Annotated in this window: 24 protein-coding genes and 1 CRISPR repeat array; of the genes, 7 read left to right on the top strand and 17 right to left on the bottom strand. The window is 28.7% G+C overall.

Annotated features, from left to right (window positions below):
* Window positions 1–477 precede the first annotated feature (477 nt).
* The gene (locus L3B98_RS18870; protein WP_238917847.1) at window positions 478–1,317 is read left to right on the top strand and encodes an ABC transporter substrate-binding protein; all 840 of its coding nucleotides are present in this window, start codon (window positions 478–480) and stop codon (window positions 1,315–1,317) included.
* 149 nt (window positions 1,318–1,466) lie between these two features.
* Here L3B98_RS18870 and L3B98_RS18865 read toward each other — a convergent pair whose 3' ends face one another.
* From L3B98_RS18865 to L3B98_RS18830, 8 genes are all read right to left on the bottom strand, one after another.
* Window positions 1,467–1,778, bottom strand: coding sequence for a hypothetical protein (locus tag L3B98_RS18865; protein WP_238917846.1), 312 nt, complete (start codon window positions 1,776–1,778; stop codon window positions 1,467–1,469).
* Window positions 1,779–1,877: 99 nt separating this feature from the next.
* Window positions 1,878–2,201: a hypothetical protein gene (locus tag L3B98_RS18860; RefSeq protein WP_238917845.1), complete on the bottom strand. Its 324-nt coding sequence runs from the start codon at window positions 2,199–2,201 to the stop codon at window positions 1,878–1,880.
* A gap of 165 nt (window positions 2,202–2,366) precedes the next feature.
* Window positions 2,367–3,659: a histidine--tRNA ligase gene (gene hisS, locus L3B98_RS18855; RefSeq protein ID WP_238917844.1), complete on the bottom strand. Its 1,293-nt coding sequence runs from the start codon at window positions 3,657–3,659 to the stop codon at window positions 2,367–2,369.
* A 367-nt stretch (window positions 3,660–4,026) separates the two neighbouring features.
* A CRISPR array of direct repeats spans window positions 4,027–4,712; the repeat unit is 30 nt; unit sequence ATTTAAATACATCTTATGTTAAAGTTAATC.
* Window positions 4,713–5,539: 827 nt separating this feature from the next.
* A complete protein-coding gene (locus L3B98_RS18850) occupies window positions 5,540–7,123 on the bottom strand; it encodes an AAA family ATPase (RefSeq protein ID WP_238917843.1) in 1,584 nt (527 codons plus the stop codon).
* Between the two features lie 225 nt (window positions 7,124–7,348).
* Window positions 7,349–8,614 (bottom strand): YibE/F family protein, encoded by a 1,266-nt coding sequence (locus L3B98_RS18845; RefSeq protein ID WP_077360238.1) that lies wholly within the window; start codon window positions 8,612–8,614, stop codon window positions 7,349–7,351.
* A gap of 113 nt (window positions 8,615–8,727) precedes the next feature.
* Window positions 8,728–10,386: a metallophosphoesterase family protein gene (locus L3B98_RS18840; protein ID WP_238917842.1), complete on the bottom strand. Its 1,659-nt coding sequence runs from the start codon at window positions 10,384–10,386 to the stop codon at window positions 8,728–8,730.
* A 240-nt stretch (window positions 10,387–10,626) separates the two neighbouring features.
* Window positions 10,627–11,055: a HepT-like ribonuclease domain-containing protein gene (locus L3B98_RS18835; protein WP_015390680.1), complete on the bottom strand. Its 429-nt coding sequence runs from the start codon at window positions 11,053–11,055 to the stop codon at window positions 10,627–10,629.
* Window positions 11,052–11,459 (bottom strand): nucleotidyltransferase domain-containing protein, encoded by a 408-nt coding sequence (locus tag L3B98_RS18830; RefSeq protein ID WP_238917841.1) that lies wholly within the window; start codon window positions 11,457–11,459, stop codon window positions 11,052–11,054. Before L3B98_RS18830 ends, L3B98_RS18835 begins: the two co-directional genes overlap by 4 nt.
* Window positions 11,460–11,944: 485 nt before the next feature.
* Here L3B98_RS18830 and L3B98_RS18825 point away from each other — a divergent pair, with 485 nt between their 5' ends.
* Window positions 11,945–12,256 carry a hypothetical protein gene (locus L3B98_RS18825; protein ID WP_238917840.1) on the top strand — a complete coding sequence of 104 codons (312 nt, stop codon included), beginning with the start codon at window positions 11,945–11,947 and terminating at the stop codon, window positions 12,254–12,256.
* A 185-nt stretch (window positions 12,257–12,441) separates the two neighbouring features.
* On the opposite strand, the gene L3B98_RS18820 is transcribed toward L3B98_RS18825, so the two are convergent.
* The 7 genes from L3B98_RS18820 to L3B98_RS18795 all read right to left on the bottom strand — a co-directional run bounded on the left by L3B98_RS18820 (window position 12,442) and on the right by L3B98_RS18795 (window position 18,711).
* The gene (locus L3B98_RS18820) at window positions 12,442–13,431 is read right to left on the bottom strand and encodes an AraC family transcriptional regulator (protein ID WP_238917839.1); all 990 of its coding nucleotides are present in this window, start codon (window positions 13,429–13,431) and stop codon (window positions 12,442–12,444) included.
* An 84-nt stretch (window positions 13,432–13,515) separates the two neighbouring features.
* Window positions 13,516–13,770, bottom strand: coding sequence for a hypothetical protein (locus L3B98_RS18815; RefSeq protein WP_238917838.1), 255 nt, complete (start codon window positions 13,768–13,770; stop codon window positions 13,516–13,518).
* 63 nt (window positions 13,771–13,833) lie between these two features.
* Window positions 13,834–13,938 (bottom strand): hypothetical protein, encoded by a 105-nt coding sequence (locus L3B98_RS29150; protein ID WP_343073695.1) that lies wholly within the window; start codon window positions 13,936–13,938, stop codon window positions 13,834–13,836.
* Between the two features lie 306 nt (window positions 13,939–14,244).
* Window positions 14,245–14,727 (bottom strand): flavodoxin, encoded by a 483-nt coding sequence (locus tag L3B98_RS18810; RefSeq protein ID WP_015390675.1) that lies wholly within the window; start codon window positions 14,725–14,727, stop codon window positions 14,245–14,247.
* Between the two features lie 416 nt (window positions 14,728–15,143).
* Complete coding sequence (locus L3B98_RS18805) at window positions 15,144–15,962, bottom strand: oxidoreductase (protein WP_238917837.1); 819 nt, start codon at window positions 15,960–15,962, stop codon at window positions 15,144–15,146.
* 746 nt (window positions 15,963–16,708) lie between these two features.
* The gene (gene yabG, locus L3B98_RS18800; RefSeq protein WP_238917836.1) at window positions 16,709–17,569 is read right to left on the bottom strand and encodes a sporulation peptidase YabG; all 861 of its coding nucleotides are present in this window, start codon (window positions 17,567–17,569) and stop codon (window positions 16,709–16,711) included.
* A gap of 143 nt (window positions 17,570–17,712) precedes the next feature.
* Complete coding sequence (locus L3B98_RS18795; RefSeq protein ID WP_015390672.1) at window positions 17,713–18,711, bottom strand: CotS family spore coat protein; 999 nt, start codon at window positions 18,709–18,711, stop codon at window positions 17,713–17,715.
* Window positions 18,712–18,819: 108 nt separating this feature from the next.
* Between L3B98_RS18795 and L3B98_RS18790 the strand changes: the two genes are divergently transcribed.
* The 3 genes from L3B98_RS18790 to L3B98_RS18780 all read left to right on the top strand — a co-directional run bounded on the left by L3B98_RS18790 (window position 18,820) and on the right by L3B98_RS18780 (window position 21,094).
* Complete coding sequence (locus tag L3B98_RS18790) at window positions 18,820–19,941, top strand: glycosyltransferase family 1 protein (RefSeq protein ID WP_077360224.1); 1,122 nt, start codon at window positions 18,820–18,822, stop codon at window positions 19,939–19,941.
* Between the two features lie 471 nt (window positions 19,942–20,412).
* Entirely contained in the window at window positions 20,413–21,015 is a 603-nt protein-coding gene (locus L3B98_RS18785) for an accessory gene regulator B family protein (RefSeq protein WP_275298457.1), read from the top strand.
* The gene (locus L3B98_RS18780; RefSeq protein WP_156875886.1) at window positions 20,975–21,094 is read left to right on the top strand and encodes a cyclic lactone autoinducer peptide; all 120 of its coding nucleotides are present in this window, start codon (window positions 20,975–20,977) and stop codon (window positions 21,092–21,094) included. The genes L3B98_RS18785 and L3B98_RS18780 overlap by 41 nt, the downstream gene beginning before the upstream one ends.
* A 105-nt stretch (window positions 21,095–21,199) precedes the next feature.
* On the opposite strand, the gene L3B98_RS18775 is transcribed toward L3B98_RS18780, so the two are convergent.
* Complete coding sequence (locus tag L3B98_RS18775) at window positions 21,200–22,447, bottom strand: GHKL domain-containing protein (RefSeq protein ID WP_077360222.1); 1,248 nt, start codon at window positions 22,445–22,447, stop codon at window positions 21,200–21,202.
* The gene (locus L3B98_RS18770) at window positions 22,441–23,223 is read right to left on the bottom strand and encodes a LytTR family DNA-binding domain-containing protein (protein ID WP_015390667.1); all 783 of its coding nucleotides are present in this window, start codon (window positions 23,221–23,223) and stop codon (window positions 22,441–22,443) included. Before L3B98_RS18770 ends, L3B98_RS18775 begins: the two co-directional genes overlap by 7 nt.
* A gap of 458 nt (window positions 23,224–23,681) precedes the next feature.
* Between L3B98_RS18770 and L3B98_RS18765 the strand changes: the two genes are divergently transcribed.
* Window positions 23,682–24,692, top strand: a complete 1,011-nt coding sequence (locus L3B98_RS18765) for a right-handed parallel beta-helix repeat-containing protein (protein WP_015390666.1) — start codon at window positions 23,682–23,684, stop codon at window positions 24,690–24,692.
* Between the two features lie 415 nt (window positions 24,693–25,107).
* A complete protein-coding gene (locus L3B98_RS18760) occupies window positions 25,108–26,769 on the top strand; it encodes a glutamine--tRNA ligase/YqeY domain fusion protein (protein ID WP_238917835.1) in 1,662 nt (553 codons plus the stop codon).
* Window positions 26,770–26,838: the final 69 nt, after the last annotated feature.

The raw sequence follows: 26,838 nt of genomic DNA, 5'->3' as shown, positions 1-26,838 counted from the left end.
ACAAAAAAATTTACCAGCCGTTTTATAAATTTTAGCTAACATTCAAAAAATTCTTCTTAAGTCCTTATTTTTACTTACTTTAATGGAATTTATCTTGCTTTATGCCTGGGATAAAATTTAGAAATATTGAATTATAAACTAATAAAAAACTTATTAATTTATATTCTATCTAATGCCAGATATGATGTAGCTAGTGAAATAAAATTCATGCAAGAGTAAGAAATAATGTCTTTGGTTACAGGTATACTGTTTGTTTACTGCTCTCTACTATATCTAAACTTAATACATCTTATATTAAAATTAATCTCTGTATAACATGTAGATTTGACGTAGCAAAAATAAATCGTAGATTATATGTAGCAAACAATAAAACCATTCTTTTTTAAATTTGAAATTCTTTAAAACATGAATAAGTCATATTTTAATTTCAAACAATAACTATAAAAAATAGTTCACGTTTTAAGGAGATTTTTACTTATGAAAAAAATATTCACTTTAATTGTTATTATAGGTCTTATTGCAATAATTGGATGTGATACGAATAGTAGTAAAATTACAATAACCAATATTGCATCAGTAAAGGATAGATTACAAACAATAAAAGAAAAAGGGACACTAACTTTTGTTTCAGCAGATGCCCCGCCTTTTGCTTATATAAATCCTGAAACAAATAAGCTAAGCGGAATTGATGCTGATATCATAGCTGAAATTGCAAAGCGACTTGGAATTAATAAAATTGAAGAAAAGAAAATAAAATTTGCAGATCTATTAAACCAACTAAATACTGATGATAGTATAGATCTGGCAGCAGATGGAATATATATAACTCCTGAGCGTGAAGAGATAGTATCATTTACTCAGCCGCTATATAAGGAATCAGAAGTTGTTATTGTTCCAAAAGCTTCAAAAATTAATTTTAAGGATGATTTGAAAAATGCAGTGGTTGGAACTATAAGAGGTACGAAATTTGCGGATTTAATACAAGATTGGAAGAAAAATAACTTAGTAAAAAATGTGCTGTTTTTCGAAGATAATACTAATTTATTGAATGCTATAAATAATGGGGAAATTGATGCAGGTGTATCTGATTCTGCTTTGGTAGAATATTCTTTAAAAAACAATAGCTTCTATTTAAAGATATTAAGTGATTATACTCCTGAAATACATGGACTTGTAGGAATAGCAGTTAAAAAAAGCGATATCACATTATTAAATAATCTAAATGAAAAAATTAATGAGATGAAAGCAGATGGTACGTTGTATGCGATTCTTGTAGATAATGGATTAGATAAAAGTAATACGATTGAAAATCAATGACATAAGTATAAGTATAAACTTAACATATGTTTATATAAACTTTAATTTTAATGTGTCCTTATGATTCGCATGTGGAATGTATATTCTATAGATATCGCGTAGAATTTAGGGTAAAGGAAAAAATAAAAAAGACACTCAAAAAGTGTCTTTTAAGAGAAAAATACTTCTCCTTTACCAATTACTGCTATTCTGAAGTCTGGGTCAAAAGATAACACATACTTTGGAGAATTAGGTTCCATTCGTATAGATTGATATAAAGAATGTGTTTTATCAAAAACAAGTACATAGACATTATCAGTACTAGAAATATTTTGAATATTATAAATAGGTTTTGATGATAGATTAAGATCCGATGGTGTATATAAGCCTTCCTTAAAGATATTGCCTATAGCTAAAGGTATTAAAGTAATATTAAATGATAAGAATAATAAAATTAGCAATGAAATGAAAAAATTCTTCACTATAATTTCCACCTTCCGCTTTAGTGTGTGTAATAAATATTTTAATTATATTTACTAAAGAAAAATGTCCTATTAAAATATAAAATACATTCTCTAAAATTATGTTTCAGAGATAGATACGTCGCCATTACCAATTATCAATATTTTATACTCTGATTTAAGAGGAAATAAATTAAATTTTGGTGATTTAGTCTCTAAGCGTAAAGATTGTTGTACAACATTATTTTCATTAAAGACAAGTACAAAGACACTATCAGCTGAGGATTGATTTTGTATCACATAAGTACTATTTGGTGCAAGTTTTAAATCAGATGCTGTATATAAGCCTTCTTTAATGCCACTAGTTTGTGCTAGAGGTAAAATAGTCATTATATTAAATGATAAACATAATAATATTAAGAATAAAATAGTAAATTTTTTCATTATCAATCCACCTTTCAGCTTTATTTTATGTAGCAACCATAATAATATTCACGTATGTTATTAAAAAAACATGGCTTGTTTATATAAAATAATTTATTCTACTATATTTAAGTTTATTTAAACATAAACAAGAAGTCATCGATATTCCTAAAAATTCACCTAGAATCAATCCTCAGCACCAACTATTGTTTCTTCTCCATTAACCATATTTTTAACTTTCACTTGTTTATTTAAAACTTCATCTTCACCAATTAGTATTACCTTTGGTATTCCTAACTTATTAGCATAGTTAAGTTTTTTCTTTAATTTATCATCCTCAAGATATATTTCAGCATATTTCCCTTTGTTTAATAATTTATTATAAACCTCTGCACAGTATTCTAACGTATCACCAATTGGTATTATTAAATATTCTATTGATTTTTCTACCTTATAATCCTTTAAGAACCCTATTTCTTTCAATACAAAAAACAATCTTGTAAGTCCAATAGATATTCCTACACCTGGTAAAATATTATCTGTGTAATTTTGAGCCAAATTATCATATCTTCCACCAGAACATATTGAACCATATCTTTCATTTCCTATAAAAAAAGTTTCAAACACAGTTCCTGTATAGTAATCAAGGCCTCTTATAATTTTTAAATTTATTACATACTCATCCTCCTCTACTCCAAAAATCTTTAGCATATTTCTAACTACAGAAAGTTCCTCAAGTCCCTTTTCAAACTCCTCTGAATTTATATCTAGTTCTCTTAATTGTTTCATTATTTCTTCATTACTTCCATTGATATTAATGGCTTTATTAATATCATCAGCTTTTTCTTGCCCTATTAATTCAACTAATGAATTTAAAAACTCTTCCTTTCCTATTTTGTCATACTTATCAATTAAAACCATGACTTCAATAGCATTAATAATTTCTAGTTTTTCCAAAATAGCTGATAGTATTTTTCTATTGCTTATTTGAAATTTATAATCTTTTAAACCAATAGCCTTAAACCCCTTAGATACCATACTAATTACCAATGCATCATTATTAACACTAAGCTTATTATTTCCTATAATATCTATATCACATTGATAAAATTCTCTGTATCTTCCTCTTTGATTTCTCTCTCCTCTATATACTTTGCCAATTTGATATCTTTTAAATGGGAAGGTTAATTCATTGAAATATTGAGCTGAAAATCTAGCAAATGGTACTGTTAAATCAAATCTTAAAGATAGATCATTACTCCCCCTATTAAATCTATATACTTGTTTTTCAGTTTCACCTGCACTCTTCGCAAGTAGCACCTCAGATTTTTCAATAATTGGGGTGTCCATTTCTAAAAATCCATTTTGCTCATATACATTAGTTATCTTTCTTACCATATCTCTAAATATTTGCTGTTCCTTTGGTAATAGCTCCATAAAGCCTGGTAATATACTTGGTTGTATTTTATTATTTTTCATAGTTCATTCTCCTCCTCATATTTCCTTTAATCTTTAAACATTACATATGCAAAAAACCATGCAGGCATATATCCTACATGGTTTAACAAATTACTACTAACATCTAATTCATTATCACCAGCAGATACAAGCCTACGAATTATAGACTTGCATCTGCTTTTTAACAGACCAAGTCTTGCTAGTGATGATGTATGAAATCTACTATTTTCATATTAAATGCTTTCATAATATTTCCTCCTAAAATTTATTGTTATTATTATATAACATTCGGATTCTATTTTCAATTCTAATAAAATTAATTAAAAAGCAAGAAATAGAATGCTGGGTTACAGGCACACTATTTTTTTGCTGTACTTTATTATATTTTAACTTAAAACATCTTATGCTGAAGTTAATCGCTTGAAGGACACATTTCAAATATAAAATTATCATCATTTAAATACATCTTATGTTAAAGTTAATCAGGATAGGAGATTTAGGATTAAATCAAGATTAAAATTTAAATACATCTTATGTTAAAGTTAATCTTAATATGCCTTACTGGAATGATTTAGACGGAGATTCATTTAAATACACCTTATGTTAAAGTTAATCACAATGCAAAGCGGCGATGGAATAGAACAATTTGACTATTTAAATACATCTTATGTTAAAATTAATCATCCAGTTAAACAAAGTATATATCCTAATCATTAATTTAAATACATCTTATGTTAAAGTTAATCGTCGTTTAAAAGAAATTAAAAATGAATTGAATCTATTTAAATACATCTTATGTTAAAGTTAATCAGCTGCTGATATTTTAAGTCTTGTTTATGTAAATAAATTTAAATACATCTTATGTTAAAGTTAATCTCATTTGCTTTTTACTCATTTACAATCCTCTTTTCTATTTAAATACATCTTATGTTAAAGTTAATCGGTTATATTACAAAAGCTAATGCAAAACAATTTACATTTAAATACATCTTATGTTAAAGTTAATCTCTGGTAATGATGAAATGGTCGCTTTTGCAGAACAGAATTTAAATACATCTTATGTTAAAGTTAATCCATAGCAAAATAGCCATTCCTTAAAATAAATAATACCATTCATCCCTCTTAGAATCAACTTTCACGCAAAAATTTACCAACCGTTTTATGAATTTTAGCTAGCACTCAAAAAGTCCTTCTTAATGCCTCAGTTTTACTTACATTAATAGAATTTATCTTTCTTTATGCCTGGGATAAAATTTAAGTTTTAATAAGAAATAATAACCTTGGTTACAATTCTACTATTTTTACTGTAATTTTTTATATATAAACTTAATACATCTCATGTTAATGTTAATCCAGGATCAAGACTTCAGTGTAATTACCTTTAGCTAATTTAAATACATCTTATGTTGAAGTTAATCGTGTTGGAATATCATAGAAGAAGAATTTAGAATAACATTTAAATACATCTCATGTTAAAGTTAATCAAGAAGCTCAGAGAAGATCAAGGAATGACCCAATAATTTAAATACATCCCATGTTAATGTTAATCAAACATGGAATTATTTAAAGCAATTCAAAAGCAAATATTTAAATACATCCCATGTTAATGTTAATCGTTTGGACTTTGGCTTTTCAGTTATGTTTTTAACTATTTAAATACATCCCATGTTAATGTTAATCCAAAGAAAAAAGCCCATTTCCATATCAAAATAAATCTCATATCCCAATCAGTATAATACCTTCACAATAAATTTACCAAGTAATCCTTACATAATTTCATTTATAGAAACTAACTCCTTAATCCATTGCCACATCTAACTCTATGTATCTTCAAAAACTTTTTTTGTCTGGTAAATTATATTATTAATTTCTTACTATTCTCCTAAATTTTTAGTAGCACCTTAACAATAAACTTCGACTATCTCTTTCTTTTTCCCCTCAAAAGTCACAGTACTCCTTGCCACATTTCCTGCTTCACCCTTAAGTTTTCTGAAATCAAATATTAAGAGATACCCTTCTTCTAAACTATACTGCTCAAGATATTCAGCTAATTGAAGCATACCCTTTTTATGATATTCTTCTCCATTCCACTTCTTCAACTCCAAAATATACATCTTCTTGTTATAAGTTATAACTATATCAAAGCGCTTTTCTTCCCCACCCTGCACTTCTTTAAATGCGAACCCAGTTCCATTTATGACAGGACTTATAAACGCTAGAAAAACCAATCTTCCATCTGCCTCTAGAAACTCTTCTCGCTTTTCTGAATACTCATGTTTTAAAAATTCCTGAAACTTTACAAGTATTTTTTCTATATCTAAATCTCCATTTGCTTTTATGAATTTTGCACTTTGATTATAAGCTCCTACCTCTGTTGAAGTTTCTATTAATGAGCTCATATAATTATATATTCTTTGCTCATATATTCTATTATGAATGTTAACTTTTCCATTATTATTTTTGAATATACCGTACATTATTGCCATATTAATAATTAAATTATCTTGATTATAAGTAATATCTGTACCGTCTAAAATTATTCTTTTAACTAATACTTTTAAATCATTATTATTTTCTATATTCTTAATAAGACTATCAAAATTAGTATTGCTCTCTTTTAAGATTTCTTTAACTGCCAGCTCCATATAATCTTTTTCCCATTTCAATTCCTCTTCTGCCATTATCTTTTCATCTATAATTTTGCAAAGCTTACTAACTAAAAATGGATATCCAGAAGTATAAAAATAAAGCCTTTCTGCAAAGTAAGCTTTATCTAAAACTACACCTTTATTTTCAGTGTAATCATCAAGCATTGTACCTATTTCTTCTTCTGAAAAGCTCATATCTACATTAAAATCAGAAGCTATATTCCATGGACTATTGTATTTACTTTCTTCCTCTGGTCTTATTTTCAGTTTTAAACTTTTTACATCATGGACTCCTGCAAGTATTACACTATAAAAGGTATAATCTTTACCAGTGTTTCTTAATAAGTACTTATTTCTAAGCATTCCTAAAAAACTCAAAAACAATTGATTATTGCTACTTTTATCAACTTCATCTATCATTAAAATTACTTTCCTATTACACTTTAATATAAACTTTGTTAAAAAGTGCGATAAATCATCCATAGTTTCTACATCATTTTTTTCATTTTTTACAAATTCTGATATTTCTTCATTACCCATGAAAAGAGTTCTTTCAATTAAATTTAAAAAGCCTTTTGAGAACCTTTTTTCTTCTTCAAAAATTAAATCTCCAATACCTTCAAAACTTATAGATATAACTAAATATTCACTATCCTCATTCAAAAGTTTTTCAAGTAGGTACAATGTTGTAGTCTTTCCGTACTGTCTTGGTCTATTTATAATAAAATATTCTTCATCTTCAATTAACCTTATTATTTTTTTCATTTTATTCGAAGTATTTACCATGTAATGTTTGTTAGGTATACAAGTTCCCGTTACATTAAACTTTTTTCTCATATATCAATTCACTTCCTCATTCCATCATATATTTTATTCTACCATATTTAGCTTTTTTTAAACATAAACAAAAACATGAATAGTAAAATTATCACCTCTCTAGCAAACCACAAGTCTCCAACAACTTCCAAGTGACAGTCCCCAACAAAAAAAGCTGAATACTATCACCCCCATAGTTCTCAGCTTTTTTTACAATATATAATTCTTTAATAAACACTTTTTAAATTACTTTCTGCTCATTTCTAAAGCATACCCATTTTTCAAAGTACTTGTCATTTCCTTATTTTCTGCTAATTCTCCATCTTGCGCTTTATAAGAACTTTGACTTCCTTGAAGCAGCTTTGCTGCAATAGCAGCTACAATTGGCACTGTTAAAACAACTGCTAAACTTCCGCAAATAGCATTAAGAATATCAATTGCAATACTATTAGAATTAAACAATTGCCTAAACTGTACTTGATAAGAATACATCAAAATGAAAGAGAAAATAGATTCCCCTAAAAATGCTAAAATAAGCGTATTACTCATAGTTCCCATCATGTCTCGCCCAATATTCATTCCTGAGCTGAATAATTCCTTAAAAGTAGCATCTTCCTTTTGCTTCTTAAGCTCATTTATAGATGTTGCAATGGAAATAGCAATATCCATTACAGCTCCCAGTGAAGCAATTATAATTCCTGTGAACAGAAGATCCTTCACTTGAAGTTTAGTTTGACTTGCAATATTAAGCATTGCATCTGCATCTGTAGAAGTATAGCCAGATATGCCTAAAAGCTTACTGAAAATAAGCATAATGATAACTGATACAATTACACCTGCTACTGTTCCTAATATTGCAGATATACTTTTGCGGTCAAAACCTCCAACTAAAAATAGGGTTACACAGGAAGTTATTATAACAAGTAAAATAGTTCCTAAAACCACGGATACTCCATGGAAAAGTAGTGGAATAAATATAAATAAAACTGTAGTCAAAGTAAATATAATCCCTAGTATAGAATGAAAACCACGCCAGCCTCCTACTAAACACATTACTCCAATAAAAATACCTATAAGCACAAGCAAAGGAACAACTCTAGATGGAGCAAACATATAAACATTTACCAGTGATTTATCTCCAGTAGAGGTATTAATAGATACTACAATATCCTGACCCTTATGAAGCACAAAGTTAGTGTCATAATTAAGAGCATTATTAACTTGAAAAGTCTGCCCTTCATATTGTCCACTTTCTATAAGCACATTAACAATTTGTCTCCCAATATATAGTTCGGAGAAACCTGAAGGGTTTATTACCTGCTCATCGATTGAAACAACCTTACCTTTTTCGTAATGCATTTCTCCTCCAGCCCCTGAGCTATATGGATTATAAATCGGCGTATGTGAACTAAAACTCACAGCCATTACGATATAAATTAATAAAACGGCAATAGGTCCAATAATTTTACCACATATTTTTATAGATGAATTCCAATTTAAATTTACCTTCATTTTGCTTCTCCTACTTAATGTACTGCTCTTATAAAATGCAGCTTAATTTTATGTAACAAGCAGCCTAGTCTATAGAATATAAACTTGACTGCTTGTGCTTCACTAAAATATCTTTATTTCTTTGTAATTGTGTAGCTGTCAATTAGTGTTTGATTTTCAACTGTAAAATCACTTGTTGCATATGTTTTAATTGTGAAAGTATCATTTGTAAAACTTATATCAGAATAAGATGGAACATATCCTTGCCATCCAACAACACTAAAGGAGTGATCAGCACTTCCGCCAATTGAATCATTATTACCTTTGTTTACATCATAATATTTACTTCCTGTACCTGTATCAAGAGTAAAGTAAACTGTTCCTTTAGGGTTAGTTACACTATTTGGATATTCTTTTGTTGCGTAAGTAGCATTTGGATTTGAAGTACCTGGTGCTTGAGCGCTTCCATTATTCTTCAAAGTTTCAGGAGCTCCAGTACTAGGATCAACAACATTTCCGTTTAACATTTGTGCAGTACGAGTATAATAATGATCGTGTCCTTGTAATACAACATCGATCTTATATTTATCCATCATTTTTGTCCAAGTATTACGTATTGTTAAAACTGGATCATCAATTTCATTTTTAGTATTGTGATTAGCTTCGCTATATGCTGATTGATGCCATGAAGCCACTTTCCATTTTGCATTAGGGTTAGCCTTAATAGCTTCAGCTATAAATTGATCATGATCAGCAGTACCATAATTATTTGCATTCAATACCATGAAAAGTACTGGGCCTGCTGTAAACCAATAGTCACCATCATTTCCATATTGAGTAGCACCAAGCTTACCTAAGTTTGGTTGATTATAGTGGTACCCATAATATTCACCCATTTGATGATCGTGATTACCTGAGAAAGCAGCTAAAGGCATACTTTGCATATAATTTACTGAATCATCAGGATTGAAAAAGTCTCTATATTGATACCATTGTCCATCCGATGCATTTGAAGGTTGAATCAAGTAATTATAGTCATTAATTTGATCTCCCATTGTAAAAAGGAAGTTTAAATCTTTATTTTGAGTCACTAGTTTAAGCATATTTTTCCATGCTGTTTTGTCATCGCTTAAATTCTTATGACCACCTGTAGCATTTGATTTAGCAGTACCCTTTGAATTATCAAAGGCACCAATTTGTGGATCACCAAAAGCAGCAAAGGTTACTTTATCTGCTGGCAATGTATTAATAGTATAAATTGGACTCCAATTTCCTTGTCCATCACTTACAGAGTAGGAATATTGTGTGTCTGAGTCTAAGTCTTTTACTTTAGCTTTGTTTGAATATTCACCAGTTGGAGCATTTAATGCCTTTTTCCCATTATAGACATTATCCCCCTCATTAGCAGGATTACCTACTCCTTTAATATCAGCAAGAACTGTATACTTTTGATCAATGGATTGTGTTGCTTTTACAGCCATCTGGTCTGCATCTTGAATAGTTGCAGATGAAGGAAAGTCTGTACCCTTCATATCAGCTGTACGTGCAATCTTTATTTGTGCTTTTCCAGAAGCTTGTGTAAACCAAGCAAAATCAAGTTCTTTTGGATCTGAACCAACACCTGAATTAATGTTGTATGCTCCTGTCACCTTAGGTAATGAAAAACCTTGAATTCCTGAGTTACCTGTAATCTCAGCATTAACATTTGTTATGAAAGGTATACAAGCTGATGTAGCCATAACCGTAGCTACAGCAATTGGAAGAATAAATTTAACATTTTTATTAATTCTCATATAGTATTACCACCTCAATAAATAATTTGTCCCTAATAAAAAAGTTACTCCTTTTAGTTTAAATCACTGTTAAGTCGTGGTTAATTCTACTTTAAATCTCATAAATTCCCAATATACAACCCAAATAAACCTGTAAATCCTCTAAAATAAAGGATCTACAGGTTTTCAATTTTATCTTGCTTCTATTATCCCTACTCCGGATTTCACAGCCCCAGCTTATAGCACCAAATGTCACAAAATTTAGTCTCTTAAATACGCTTTTGCTATCTTAACTATTTCCTCAAATTTATTATTATAAGTTAAAATATGTTCAATTAATTCTTCATGCTTTGGCTCTTTGTATCTATGCGAGATTCTATTTCTAAGTAATCTTGACTTTTCAAGAAATACATAAGTTTCTTCATTTATGATTCCATTTTCTTTTAGAATGATTAAGCTGTCATGTAGAGTAATTCCTATTTTATATTTCTTTATTTCTTTAAGAACTATAGAACACAAGTCTTCTAATATTGTATGAAAGCTAACGAATAATTGTCGCAAGCTTGATTTTGATAATTTAATGATCAATTTGTCATCTTTTCTAGTTGCTAATAATTCTAGACATTCGTTTATATCCACAATACATTCTTGCATATCTTCTATTATTTTAATTAGTCTTTCTTTATTCAATATAGAACATCTCCTCTTCTAAAATACATGAAATTTTCATTTTCCTTATAAATTCTATCAGTTTCATTATATATAGCTTCCAATGCTTCATTATTATCTAAAGAATAAATTACCTTACCGTTATTTAAAATGTTTATCTTTACGAATAAATCTACTTCATCGTTTCTTAAGTCTAAAACATCTATTTCTCTATCCAATAGGTTTTGTAAAAATAATTCTATATCTAAAACCTTATCCAATTCAATTTCAGTATCAGCTATCATGGCTAAATCTACATCTGATTCTTCATTAAAGTCATTTCCATTTATACTGCCAAACAAAATCACAGTTATGATGTTGTATTTATTTATAAAATCAACAAATTCATTTGACTTCAATTTATCTATTATTTGCTCTTTATCCATGTGCTAACCACCTACCTTTAATTATTTATAAGCAATCTTATCTTTTATTCTACCATATTTGAATTTATTTAAACATAAATTATAGATCCAACTCTAAGGGCTTAGTCAAACTAAATATTATTTTCTTCACTACATTTATTTTTTGTTAAAATCAAGAAATTAAATATATTTCAAAACATAAATTGGATAGTTTTTGTTGATACAATATTTATAATAATTTATACCGTTTATGTAATGAACTTAAGTTAAAAAATATAATATTGAATGGGGAGATTTGTATTAACAACCAAATCAATACTAATAAACTTAAAAAGAAAATTCATGGATATGGAAGGTTTTTGCTTGCTTTTATTATTGTATTGAGTTTATTTATTACATACCCTTTTATCACTGGCTTTGTTAACATAAACTCTAAAAAAACAACAATTAATAATACATATTATAAAATCAAAATAGCATAATAAGTATGAAAGGTGGTTTTAGAAATGAAAAAAATTATTTTTGTATTTCTTATTTTATCATTTGTTATAATAGGCGCTACTACTCCTATTACAACAAATGTATTTAAGGAAGGTATTTATAACTTAAGTGATTTTGAAGCCCTTTTGACAGATAAAATTTATGAAATTCAAAACGTCTCTACAAATAAAAGTTCATTAATAATTGTTTTAGATGATAACTTAGCTACACTTCAATCTATAAAACTTAATCCTAAATCTATTAAATATGACTTAACGCCATTAAAATCTAGTTACAAAATAATAGTGGTTGGCGATGGTGATGTATATATTTCCTAAAGCAAAGCATTATATTGTTAATTATAGCTAGTCGTCTATGTAAATTCAATTAATTTGCTACTATATTATTAAACCTAAAATAAAATCTCATATTCTGTACATAGCTTAAAAAAAGAAATATCAAAAATATAAGCAGTGATATTAGATACAAATAAAAATCCATAGCTATCACATGAATTTTTAAATTAATTTGTTTTCTTTTTATACTCACTTATTGTCATGCCAGTCCATATATGAAATGCTCTTACAAAAGAATTTAAATCTTGATACCCTAATAGGTAAGCTATATCATCACTCGATATAGCTGAATTTTTTAAATAATGCCTTGCAAGTAGTTCTCTGGTATGGTTTAGCTGTTTTTGGAATGTAGTATCTTCTTCCTTTAACTTTCTTTGAAGAGTTCTTGTGCTACAGCCTAATTTTGATGACACATCATCTATACTTCCTTCTCCTGCCGGTAAAAGTTCTATAAGTGCACTTCTAACTCTAGCTGCATAAGTGTCATCTATATCCAATTCGCTAAGTCGTCTTCTTAGTTCAGGCTCAAAATATTCCCACATAGCATCATTTTGACTTATAAAAGAACGAAGTGCATCTTCTTTTGATATTGTCAATATGTTTCTGGTTCCTACTTTGGGTCTTATTCCAAAAAACTTTTCATAATTATCGTTATCTATCTTATGCTTTGTCACAACTTCTTTAGGGATAATACGAGTTTTAGTAGCATTTCTAATGAGTTGTACTAAAAATACCATTTCTATTGCAACTAAAAACTCTGGTAATTCATTTTCTGTATTTTCAAAAGTCATCTCCAATGTTATATTATCTTTATTTTCATTAACTAGGAATACTAATGGACATATAAGTTTCTTATATGTTGATATTCTTTTCATACAAGTCAATACATTCCTACTGCAATAAGCTGCAAATATAGGTGGAGAAAATGTTTCTATATTTTCTATTGTACCAATCCTTATTGGGATACACTCATCATTTGATAACTCTTTTAATATTTCCATAAAATTAATATATTCAATTGCCGTTAAAGAAGGCATCTGATGACTAAATAAATCTTCAGGTAAGTTAGATTTTTTTAGTACTTCTGCAATTGATATGCCAAGATTTTCGATTAAATCTGCAAATTTTCTATCTAGTATAAATTTATTAGTAGACATTTAAACTCCCTCCATATCTATCATTAGATATTTATTTAAAATACGGATTAGTGTATCTCTCTTTTGAATTTATTCATTTTTATTTTATTGTTGTATTTGATATATTTGTTTTAACATTAATTTTTTAGGCATAAATTGTAACATACTCATCATAACTTTTTGAGGAACTGTAACCCCTGCAATAATATCTAATTTACCTTGCAACATTGCATTATAGCCATCTTTTGCAACAATATGTGGGCTTACTGTCTTTGCAAATAAAGGTGTATTACTCATATCAGATACTTCGATGCCTGCATCTTTTACTTCATTATAAATCTCACTAGGTGCCTGTGGCAATGTTAAGTCCTTTGCAATAACTTTTACTTTAATATTATATTTCTTTTCTAATTCTTGTTTCAGTTAATTTAATTGATCCTCTCTTCTTGCAATTATAACAAGGTCTCCACCATTTGCTGCGTGAATACGAGAAAATTCTCTTCCTATTCCACTAGATGCTCCTGTAATTAATGCTTATTTTTTACTCATAAATAATGCTCCTATATTTTACAGATATAATAGTCATCTATTGCATCAACAAATTTAACTTAATCCTATGTTAAGATTATATTCTCTATTTTATTGAATTTTAACATCATTATACGCCATGATTTTGTCAATTTGCGCCACGATATTTCTTATTAATTATAAAAAGCAGCTTATATAGTTGAATATATACAGCTACATAAGCTACTATTAGTGTACCATAAGCATCATTTTGCTAAATCCTAATTTTTCTGCCACATCATCTCTCTTTATTCCAAGAATTGTGTCTTATTCGTTCACTATCTTCTTAGCCCAAACAATCGCCTTTTTCTTATTATTCTCTTTCTCGTAGCTTAGTGGTTCCAAAAACTCACACTCTCCTATTATCATGTTTCCGTCCAATAATTTTTTCATGTTCTCTAGTGTTTTACCCTTCTGTCCACCATGGCAACAAAAGAGCCCAATTTTTTTTCCTAACATAGAATAATTTTTTAAAAAAGTCCTTATTGGGGGAGCAAATGTATAAGTCCATACAGGTGAACCAATAATTATTAAATCATAATCTGTTGGATTTTTTTCCATTGCACATAAAACAGGTTCACTTTGACTAACAAGTTGCCTAACGCCCCATCCAACCTTCATCAGACCTGACGCATTCATAGTTTTTTTCGTCTTTAATTCAGTGATATCTGCATTAATTTCTCTTGCAATCGTTTCTGCAATAAACTTTGTATTTCCATCATGAGAGTAATATATTACAAGCTTTTTCACTTCTAACCTCCTATTATTAAGAATAAACCTTCTGATTATACCATCTCTTTTTGCTCAGACAATTCTCTTGACAAACATAGTAGCTGTTCAAGAATTGCATCAGAATTCTGCATCGATTCACCCTGTTCCTTAATTGAATCTGCAATTCGCTCTGTCTCTGCAAAAGCCTGAATAGATGCCTTTTCTGCTTCTTACGTCATTTTTACAATCTTTTCTTTAAAATATGGGTAATGAAGTTTGCCAGATAAAAATATCCACTGATTGTGTAATTCAAATTATAGGGATCTGTTTTATTTTTAAATATATACAATACATTATCCATATATAAATCATCTCTCCAAATCTAATATTTATTTTAATCTTTCTCTCATCTAAATCCTTTTTCATTAGGACTACACCGTAATTCTAAAACTATACTAACTGAACATTTTGATAATCCTATCATAAGCACGATCCCCAAAAACTGTTTTCATGATTACCATCGGTTTTGCAAAATAACCTACTAGATAACGTGTTTTAGGCCTTCTTACAGTTACAGCTTTACCAATACAACTCGCAATCAATTCTGGTTTCGACATTTGATTTCCGGTATAATTCTTAATCATACCATCTGCTGTTTTGCTGGCTGCTTGTGCATATGCCCCCTTTGCTGATGCATCTCGGAGTTTTTCTGCGGCAATAATACCCCAATCAGTTGTTATTCCGCCTGGCTCAACAACAACTACATCAATTCCAAATGGTTCTAGTTCCAATCGCAAACAATCCGAAAAACCTTCTACTGCGAACTTGGTTGCATGGTACCAGCCACCAAATTTAGTCCATACTTTTCCACCCATAGAGGAAATGTTGACAATTCTACCAGATTTATTTTTTCTCATACTTGGCACTACAAGTTGTACCATTCGAGCAAGCCCAAACACATTAACTTCGACCTGACGACGTGCTTCTTCCATTGGTACATCCTCTATTGCTCCATATGAACCATATCCTGCATTATTTACAAGTACATCAATTCTGCCCTCATTATTAAGTATCTCATTAACACATTTAACCATAGACTCATCATTTGTCACGTCTAAAGAAATTGTATGTATTCCTTTTACCTCAAGGTCTTGCATCATATCTTTTCGCCTAGCTGCTCCATAAACTATAAAACCTCTTTTGTTAAGTTCGATCGCAGTTGATTTTCCAATACCTGAAGATGCACCTGTAATTAGTGCTACTTTTTTACTCATATATAACCCTCCTATATTTTATAGATGTAATAGTTATCTATTGCATAAACAAAATTAACTTCATCTTATGTTAGGATTATATTATTTATCTCATCAGATTTTAACATCATCATGCGCCACGATTTTATCAATTTGTGCCACATTATTTTATTAATTATAAAACTTAATCTTTTGCCTAAAAAAACGTATTGGATTTCTCCAATACGGTCATATATATAAACTATAACGATGTACCTATAAAATTTAAGGCTTGGAAAAATAAAATGGGATATACTAATGCTCAATGTGCTGAAATTTTAAATGTATCTATTCCTACTGTTAAGAGATTCCTTAAATATAAAACTAAATTTACGGCTAAAAGAATTAAAATCACTATAAAAATCTCCAAACTTGATAAAAGCTGAAAACTATCTACCCCATAACTTTCAGCTTTAATTTATGTTTTAATACATATTTAATTTTGATATTTATTCTCGTCGGTAGTCGTCGTGCTCTCTATTAGACACAATCAAATTTAAATCCTATTTTTTATACTAGAATCCTTTCCGCCACATTCTTAAAGTATATTCTTAAGAATATATATTCTTCTATGGTAATATTCTAAAGATTAAATATGGTGAGGAATATTACCATATTAGAATATTCTCAATTTTTACATATATCCTCCTTCAGGTTAACTCCCCCTGCTTCGTGTTTCACCACTCTGCCTAGCAGTCTAAAAAAGCAGCCAATTAAGGCTGCCAAAATTAAATGTACGGCGACTTAGGATACCCTTCCCTATACTTCCCCCTAGTCTGCAATCCTCCAACACCCCTTATTCCAGTTATGGTATTTTCAATTACATCTGTTATAGAAACCACCTTATCTATTCTAGTATAAGCAATCTTCTCACATACAAAGACAGGGTCTAAGCAGTGGATTAAAACTCTATTAGGGCTTGAGGCAAAATTAGCACCTACATCCAAAATTCTTTCATAGCAGCTTTGACAGGCCCCCGCAAATATTACTAATTCATCATAACTTGAATTATAATTTCTCAAATTTTTTACTGATTCTAAATAGTATTTTGAATTTCTATAATTATCTAAATCCAAATAGTCTCTAGGTTGTTTTAGTACACTATCATGTCCAGTCAACACTACTATATCTGGCTTAATTTCCTTAACTAAATCCACTATTACCCTTGGTTGGTCTGCTTCAGCTATAGCTCTTCCAACTGCATCCAAGGACAGTTGTTTATATACCTTCAAGCAAGTTTCCATATACTCACTATCACCATCTACATGCAATATTTTCCCTGGCCTTCCAAACATAAGCTCATTTTTATTTTTTATTTTAGGGGATTTTTCAACCTTATCCCTAAAATCGCTTCTAAGTATCATCGCTTGCTTTATAGCTTCATTCACTCTTGTATTTAAAATTTTATCTTTAGAGCCACTATTTTCATCTGCAAGTTCAAGATCTTCCATACTTGCATCAGCAATTATTCTTATATTAATCCCCTTTAAAATAATATTATATTCTCCATCCTCTTCTCTTATATCAATAACCTTAAAGGTAACATCTTTATTATAGGATTTCCTTACAACAATATCACCAATCTCCATAGTTTTCTCCTACATATTCCTTTATAACTTATAATATGGCTTTAATAATTATAAGTTACAATTAACAAAGCATTTGCCTATTCTCAAAATAAAAACTGCTTAATAGTTTTTAATCACTTTTAAGCAGCTTTATTTTACAATATCTATATATTATATTCATTCTTGAATTTTTCTAAGAAATCTAATTGTTTTTCCTTCTCATTTATTATTGTTTCTAACTTACTTGCAAAGGTATTTTGTGCCCAATTGACTTCGTTATAATAATACCTATTAGCAAGTCTCCAATATCTTTGTGGAAATTGAAGATAAGAATATAAAACCTTATATTCTTCCTTTTTCAATGGAGATACTGAATTATATGAATCTATAATGGCATTTGCAAAGTCTATATTCCATTCAACTCTCTTTAAAACTTTTATCATAAAGTTGCTTATATCGAAGGTTCTAACCTCTCTCTTGCAGTAATCAAAATCTATAACATGTACACCCATATCATCACTTAAAATTATATTATGATACGTAAAATCATGATGGCAAAAACTCTTTTCATTTTCTGCAAGCATACATAATTCATAGTAATCTGATTCATTCAAAGTTTGTAACGATTCTTTCCCTATTTCCTTATAAAATTCCATAGATTTTAAATAAAGCATGTCAAAATCACTTTTTATACTTTTTTTCCTCACCATGTCTCTCATTTTATCTAATGATTTAATCCTTTTCTCTATTAAATGTGTCCATCTTCCAAGGTCACTTTTTAATTTAGAATTTTCAGGTGGGTCATATCCCTTAGATGCCTCATGAAGATTGGCTAGAGTCTTAGCTGCTAATTTAACTTCCTCTATGTTATGAAAGTCACATTCTCTTCCTTCCAGCCATTCTGATAAAGTGTATAAATCTTCATTTACTAATGCAAAGGGCTCTCCATTTATGTTTAAATAGTATTTATCTAAATTATCAAAACCATTTTTCCTTAAGTGCTCTTTAGCACCATACACAAATAATAATTTTTGAGGTCCATAATTTATCTTTTTTAAACATCTTTCGCCCTTATCTGTTTTAAGATAGTAAACCCCTTTGTTAGCCTTGATTTTTTCTATCTTAACGTTGAATTGTCTTTCTATTTCAAATTCCCTCATCATCTTTCTCACCTCCTGTATATTTATATGTGTATATTAATTCTTTTATTAACATTTTTTATATTCTTTTAATATAATACAGTAACACAAATTCTATGAAAGGATTTAATGATGAAAATAGGAATAGATGGTAGGGCTGCAAAGTGGTATCATGGTACTGGCATAGGCACATATACTAATCAATTGATAAAAAGTTTAAGCAAAGTTGATTGTGATAATAACTATTTAATTTTTATACCACAATGTGACTCTATTGATAATTTACAAAGTAATTTTAAAATGGAACTTGTTGAATCAGCTCCTTCTAAAAGTTTTTGGGATGATATAAATGTTCCAAATATATTAAACAATGCAGATATAGAGCTTTACCATGTTCCTCAAAATGGCGTTGGACTTTCAGATAATATTCAATGCAAAAAGGTTATTACTCTTCATGATATAATTCCCTTAAAAATGCCTGAAACCGTTAGTGATAGATATTTAAAAATATTTAATGATGAATTACCTAAAATTTTGGATAGCTGCGATGGAATAATTACAGTTTCTAATTTTTCCAAAGCTGATATTGCTAATGAATTCAAATTTCCTGCTGATAAAATTTATGTAACACCACTTGCTGCCGAAGATATCTATAGGCCTATGAGTAAATGCCAATCTAAAAGCATTATTACACAAAAATATGGAATTCAAGAAGACTTTATATTATATGTTGGCGGATTTAGTCCAAGAAAAAATATTTTAGGTTTAATTGAAGCCTATTCTGCCCTTCCTAATAAATTAAAAGAAACCTTTAAGTTAGTTATTACAGGTAGAAAAGGCCCTTCATATTCTAAATACAAAAACAGAGCTGAAGAATTGCACATTTCTAATAATGTGGTATTTACAGATTTTATTCCTATTGAAGATATGCCGTTATTTTATAATGCTACAGAGGTTTTAGTTTACCCATCTTTTTATGAAGGCTTTGGACTTCCCCCAATAGAAGCTATGGCTTGTGGAACTCCTGTAATTGCATCTAATGTCACTTCTCTTCCAGAAGTATGCTATGAATCTGCACTTTTTATAGATCCTAATGACATAGATGCATTATCTTATGATATTGAAAGAGTTTTAAGTAATAGTTTATTAAAGCTCACTATGGTAAAAAAAAGCCTTACTAGAAGTAAAACTTTCTCTTGGAATAAGACAGCTCTTAATACTATCTCAGCTTATGAAGCTATAATTAATTCTTAATATATAAAAAATCACTTAAGATGACCAATCTCAAGTGATTTTTTAACTATAGCTAATTTGATAGTATTATATGATTTTATTGGGTTTGGTTTATTAATGCGTTTTAGAGAATAACTGTATATAGTATACAACCTTCTCATTTCTTTCAGATTTTATTTTGGTATTCAATGAGTTCTGCCTCATTGAATAGAAAATAAAATCCTTTATTACAATCCCTTATACCATTATTGAATTATAATTCTCCCACATCTATATATTTGCACAATAATTAAACTATGTAAATACAAATTCCTCCAAACGAACGAAATATGGAATGAAAGATAAGCATTTCGCTCTTTCATCCTATTTATCCCAATTACTTCTTTTCATTCCCTAAAAACTGCTTTTCATTCCAACTATATTGTATTTTTCTGTCCCATGATGTATATAACTTATATAACATAAATTAATTCTTTAACTAAAGGAGTTAAAATGATTAAGTCAGTTTCAAATTTTATAACTGGATACTTACGTAAAAATAATGCTTCTTTGTCCCTAACAGACTTAATGAAAATTGATTATGCAATACAGATGATTTTAGGAGATTTAGCAAAGCTTATAATAATCTCGTTAATATTTATATCTTTAAATCAGTTCTCATTATTCTTATTTTCTTATGTTATTCTGTTTTCGACAAGACCAATAGCTGGTGGCATTCATTCTAAAACTTTTGTTGGATGTTTAACGTCCAGTATTCTGCATTTTTTAATAGTAGTAATATTTAGTGTATTATTTCCAAAGCTAAGCACTTATTACTATGTAATTTTCTTTATAATATCCCTAGTTATAATTGGACTATATGCTCCTTGCGTTAATACAAATAGACCTATAAAAAATAAAGCCAAGTTAAAAGTGCTTTCGTTAATATCATTTACCTTTTGGATGATTATCTTTTTTCAAATACAAGATACAAAAATTAGTAACTGTATATTAATGAGTACTTTTCTTCAAATAATTCAACTAATCATTTTATACATAAAAGGAGTTGTTTCAAATGGAAAAGTTCACAAACTCTCTAGCAGCCATCTTACTTAAAGTATTTAATGTAAGATTAAATGTAAGCTGTGCTACATTGTATGGAGAACCAGAATGTCCTGAAGAAATATTAAAGTAAAATTCTCTACATTCCTCATTCTACATTCTACATTAATATTATAATATTTCTTTTGACAGTAAATTGTGGCTTGTATTTTTTACAGGCCACAATTACTTATGTGTACTATTTTACTGATCTATTAAAAGTTATATTAAAAATAATTTTCCCATCTTCAACATTAATCTTTATATACCCTTTATGTGAAATTACTATGGCTTGTACATTGTAAAGTCCATACCCTCTTGTGCCAGTATTTTTAGTTGAATATCCTCTTGTAAATATTTCATTTAAATTAATATTATTAATATCCACCACTTGATTTTCTATTATTAAATTAGCTGTTCCACTCTTATTAAAAATTTTAATTTTAATATTCTTATTTTTGCACTCTTCTTTAGATACTTCTTCAAAAGCATTATTTAATAAATTATTCAACACATTTGATAATTCACGATAACTTAAAACATCATCTAAGACGTTATTTTCAATTTCATAATCGAAATTAATATTATATTTTTTAAATTTGCACATATTTCTATATACTATTGATCTAATAACTACATTATCAATATAAATAAGAGCATTTATCTTATCTCCATATACATCCTCATCTTTAATATAGTTATTAATTGCTTCTTTGATATCCTTTTCATCCACAACTCCTACTATACCTTTTATTGTATTTTTATAATTAATAAAGTCATGCTGTCTTTGTTTTATTTCCTGGACTATCTCTTCAATAACTTCATTATACTCATTTGAAACCTCTAACTTTAATTTTTCTTTTGTTAATTTAACAATGCTTGAATAAGTCAATATTTGAAAAACTACTAATGCACTCAACATTGCAGAAATAGTAGCTATATTATTTAAAATTATATTTTTATCATAATCCCAAATAATTTTAAGAGTTATTGTATAAATACTACATATTAAAACAAAATTAAATATAATATTATTATCTATATCCTTAAAAGTAATATTTCTTCCTAAATTAGTTTTTGAGAATATTATTATACTTAATAAAATAATTAATTCTATAGCAATTATCTTAGCAGTATTATTATATATAAAACTATCAATAAACACTGTAAGTATTAGTTGTAAACTCATAATTATAAGCAAAGCTAAAAGAAATGCTAATATAATATCTTTTAACTTCATTCTATACATAATCTTTATTGACATAACAATCATCAGGTACTCAAAAACAAAATTCAAATTTAAGTGCTGGACTATTGTTGTTAATAGCGTTGCTAACATTATGCTTGATACTAGTTTTAAAATATCACGATCTTTTTTATTTAATACATCCCACAAATAGATAATATTCACCATATCTAAACCATTTAAAATAATGCTGCTTAACATATTATCACTTTCCCTTTTTTAAATTCAGATATAACATCATCCTTAAATTTATAGCCTAATAATGCTGTACCTTCATAATTATTAAAATACACCTTACTCAGCTTAAAATCTTGTTTTTCTATTACTGATATATATTTTTTATTTATTGCATAAGATCTATGGCTTTGAATTATGTATTCACAGTTTATTAATTTCATCATTTTCTTTAAAGTTGTGTTGTTAACAACATACATTCCATTAGTAGTATTTATTTCGCAATTTTTCCCTTTAACTTCTATAAAAATAATATCTTTTATTTTAATTCCTAAAAACACACCACTTTTAAGGGTTACAACTACTTCCTTAGTATCTTCAACATTAACTTCCTTTGGTTTACTATTAAGTTTATTAGTTTCATTAAGAATAATCTTATTAATCATAGTTTGAACTTCATCTTTATCATATGGTTTTAATATATAGTCATAACAATGGGTTTGTTTAAATGCTTGTGTGATATATTCCATATGAGTTGTTAGAAAAATAATTTGCCTAAATTCGTATTTTGGAATTTTTCTAATATTCATTGCAAGGTCTAATCCCGAGGATTCCTTTAAACTAATATCAATCAAAAACATATCGACATCATTATTCTCGATTATATCCAAAGCTGATTTCTCACTATCCGCTTCATAAATTTTTATAAATTCATGCATTTGTAAAATCATTTTTTTTAATATTTCTCTTTGCATAATATCATCTTCTACTAAGATAATTGAATACACGATATCACATCCCATTCTCTCCTTCAATTTTAAATACGCTTGAATTAATATTTATTAAAATTGATAAATAACTATGTTTTTCACTTATATAATACAATATTATGCAGTATTATTCAAACTTCACTATTAATGAAAATATTATTATATCAATTAATAATTTACTTCTATGTGACTAATATTTATATATTTCTTACAAAAAAATCAATACTCTTGCATAAAAAGTTGATTTTTAGGAATAAAAATCAAAACTTTCAAATGCTACAACTGGAAATTTCTTTTAATACCAAATTTTCGACGTTTGGTGGAAAAGGTCTTTTAAAATAATAAATAATATGAGAATATATATGTATAGGTGGTCATCTTGAACATGTCTATGTTAACGTTTGTGTTCACGTTAACATTTGATAAAATTATTTTTCTTAGATTCATTATACCAATAATTTAAACTGATTAATATAAGGGGGATCTTTATAATGAAAAAAATCAAAAATTTATGTCTAATCGCAGCTTTAGGAGCTATTGTTACAGGAGGAAGCTTACTACAGGGTGCACCTGCTTATGCTGCTACAACTTATACCGCTACTACAACAGCAGAATTAACAAGTGACTTAGGAAAAGCCACTAAAGGAGATACTATTCTTATTTCTGGAACTATAAAATCAGGCACAATAAATGTACCTGCTGGTATTACGCTTAAAGGAAAGACTGGAAAGAACACTGATAAATTAGTATTTTCTTCAACCTCTGGGAACTCAGGAAAAGGCTTATCAATAAAAACTAATGGATCAACTATCCAAAATTTAGATATTTCAGGTGCAGCTGATAATGGAATCTATATTGAAGGTTCTGGTAATAACCTTACAGATTTAGATGTTCACAATAATAAAGATGCTGGAGTTCAATTATCAAATGGAGCTGCAAACAACATTTTAACTCGTGTTTACTCTTACAGCAATGCAGATGCAACTGGTGAAAATGCTGATGGTTTTGCTATTAAGTTACATTCAGGTGTAGGAAATGAATTATATTATTGTACAGCTGAAGGAAATTCAGATGACGGATATGATTTATATGCTGCTCATGGAGCTGTAAAGTTTGACCATTGTAAAGCAATAAATAACGGAAATTGTGGTGGAATAAAAGGTGATGGTAATGGCTTTAAACTTGGAGGTGTAGATAATAAAACTCCTGGTCAAGCTGCTCATCTAGATCCATTAAAACATGTTCTAACTAATTGTACAGCAACCGGAAACACAGGTGCTGGCTTTGATAGAAACAATCAAAATGGTGTTGTTACTATGACAGGTTGTACTGCAATAAATAATGCTTTAGGAAATTACAAATGGCCTCTTACAGGTAAACCATCGGCTTTAGGATATCAAGTTACATTTGCTAAAGCTATAATAGATAATTGTACATCTTCAGGCGGTGGAAAAAATGACCTTTCAGGCGCTACAGTAACAAATAGTCCAACTGTAAAATAATTTACCTTTAAAATAATAAAAAAATGATAATTAATTTGCTCATTCCTAAACATAAAATTCTTACTTTAAATATATAATCAATGCTCAATTATCAATTGTCATTGAACTGGAAATCTTAAAAAGGAAAGTTAGCTTAATACTTTCCTTTTTAGCTAAATAATAAGAGTTCTCTATATTATAAGCCTAATAAAATAAGCTTATAGTATAGAGGCTTTTATTATTTATAGACTGCTAAATAAATAAAACTTGTAAAAATTAGTTATCAAACAACCTTATTTATCTTTATTTTTTCTCTATATTAGATTAAAATTATTATTAAGTGAAAAATAACAATAAAAACAATTGTCATTGCTCAAGGGTCAGTTATAATTGAAAATTGACAATTATTAATGCTGTTAATAAGTGAGGTAAAATTATGTCAAATGAAATTAATTCTTCTAATTTTATAAGAAACATCGTCGTTGAAGATTTAGAAAGTGGAAAACACAAAGAAATAATAACTCGTTTCCCACCTGAACCAAACGGTTACCTACATATAGGTCATGCTAAATCCATTCTTTTAAATTTTGGTTTAGCTGAAGAGTTCAAAGGTAAAACTCATTTGAGATTTGATGATACAAATCCCGTTAAAGAAGACACAGAGTATGTTGAATCAATAAAAGAAGATGTAAAATGGCTTGGTGGAAATTGGAATGAGCTATTCTTTGCATCTGATTATTTTGATGAAATGTACAAAAGAGCTATTCTTTTAATTAAAAAAGGTAAAGCTTATGTTTGTGATTTATCCCCTGAAGAATCTAAAGAATATAAGGGAACATTAACAAAACCTGGCATTGAAAGTCCTTACAGAAATAGATCTGTCGAAGAAAACTTAGATTTATTTGAAAGAATGAAGAATGGGGAATTTGCTGATGGTGAAAAAGTTCTTAGAGCTAAAATCGATATGGCTTCAGCAAATATAAATATGAGAGATCCTATCATTTACAGAATATCTCATTCAACTCATCACAATACTGGTGACAAATGGTGCATCTATCCTATGTATGACTTTGCTCATCCATTAGAAGATGCTATTGAACACGTAACTCACTCTATTTGTACTTTAGAGTTTGAAGATCATAGACCACTTTACGATTGGGTTGTAAGTGAATGTGAAATGGAAGCTACTCCAAGACAAATAGAATTCGCAAGATTAAACATGACTAATACAGTTATGAGTAAAAGAAAGCTAAAACAATTAGTTGATGAAAATGTTGTTGATGGCTGGGATGATCCTAGAATGCCTACTATTTGTGGTCTAAGAAGAAAGGGCTGCACTCCTGAAGCTTTAAAGAACTTCTGTACTGCTATTGGAGTAGCTAAGGCTAATTCTATTGTTGATTCTCAAATGTTAGATTACTTTATAAGAGAAGATTTACAGCTTAAAGCACCACTTGCTATGGCAGTATTAAATCCTTTAAAACTTGTAATAACTAATTATCCTGAAAATGAATCAGAAATGCTTGTTATAGAAAACAATGCTAAAGATGAAACTCAAGGTACAAGAGAAGTTCCATTTTCTAGAGAATTATATATTGAAAAAGAAGATTTTATGGAGATCCCTCCAAAGAAATACTTCAGATTATTCCCTGGTAATGAAGTTAGATTAAAAGGTGCATATTTTGTTAAATGCACTGACATAATCAAAGATGAAAATGGTGAAGTAATCGAGGTTCACTGTACTTATGATCCAGAAACTAAGAGTGGATCAGGCTTTACAGGAAGAAAAGTTAAAGGAACTATTCACTGGGTAGATGCAAAAACTTGCATTCCTGCTGAATTTAGATTATATGAGCCACTAATTCTAGATGACGCTCCAGAAAATGAAGGAAAGCACTTCCTAGAACAAATAAATCCACATTCAATGGAAGTATTACAAGGCTTCATTGAGCCAACTGCCTTTAAGGATGCAAAACCACAGGATAAATTCCAAATGGTTAGAAATGGTTTCTTTAATGTTGATACTAAATACACTACTTCTGATAAATTAGTATTTAATAGAATAGTGCCTTTAAAATCATCATTTAAATTAAGCTAATATATTCAAAATAAAGTGACTGTAACACGTAATTGGCTTTTCTAATTGATTAATAAGTAATAATTAATA

The sequence above is a fragment of the Clostridium sp. YIM B02555 genome, assembly GCF_022320955.1.
In the GTDB taxonomy this organism is placed as follows: domain Bacteria; phylum Bacillota; class Clostridia; order Clostridiales; family Clostridiaceae; genus Clostridium; species Clostridium saccharoperbutylacetonicum.
This window is presented reverse-complemented; position numbering and strand designations above follow the sequence as displayed.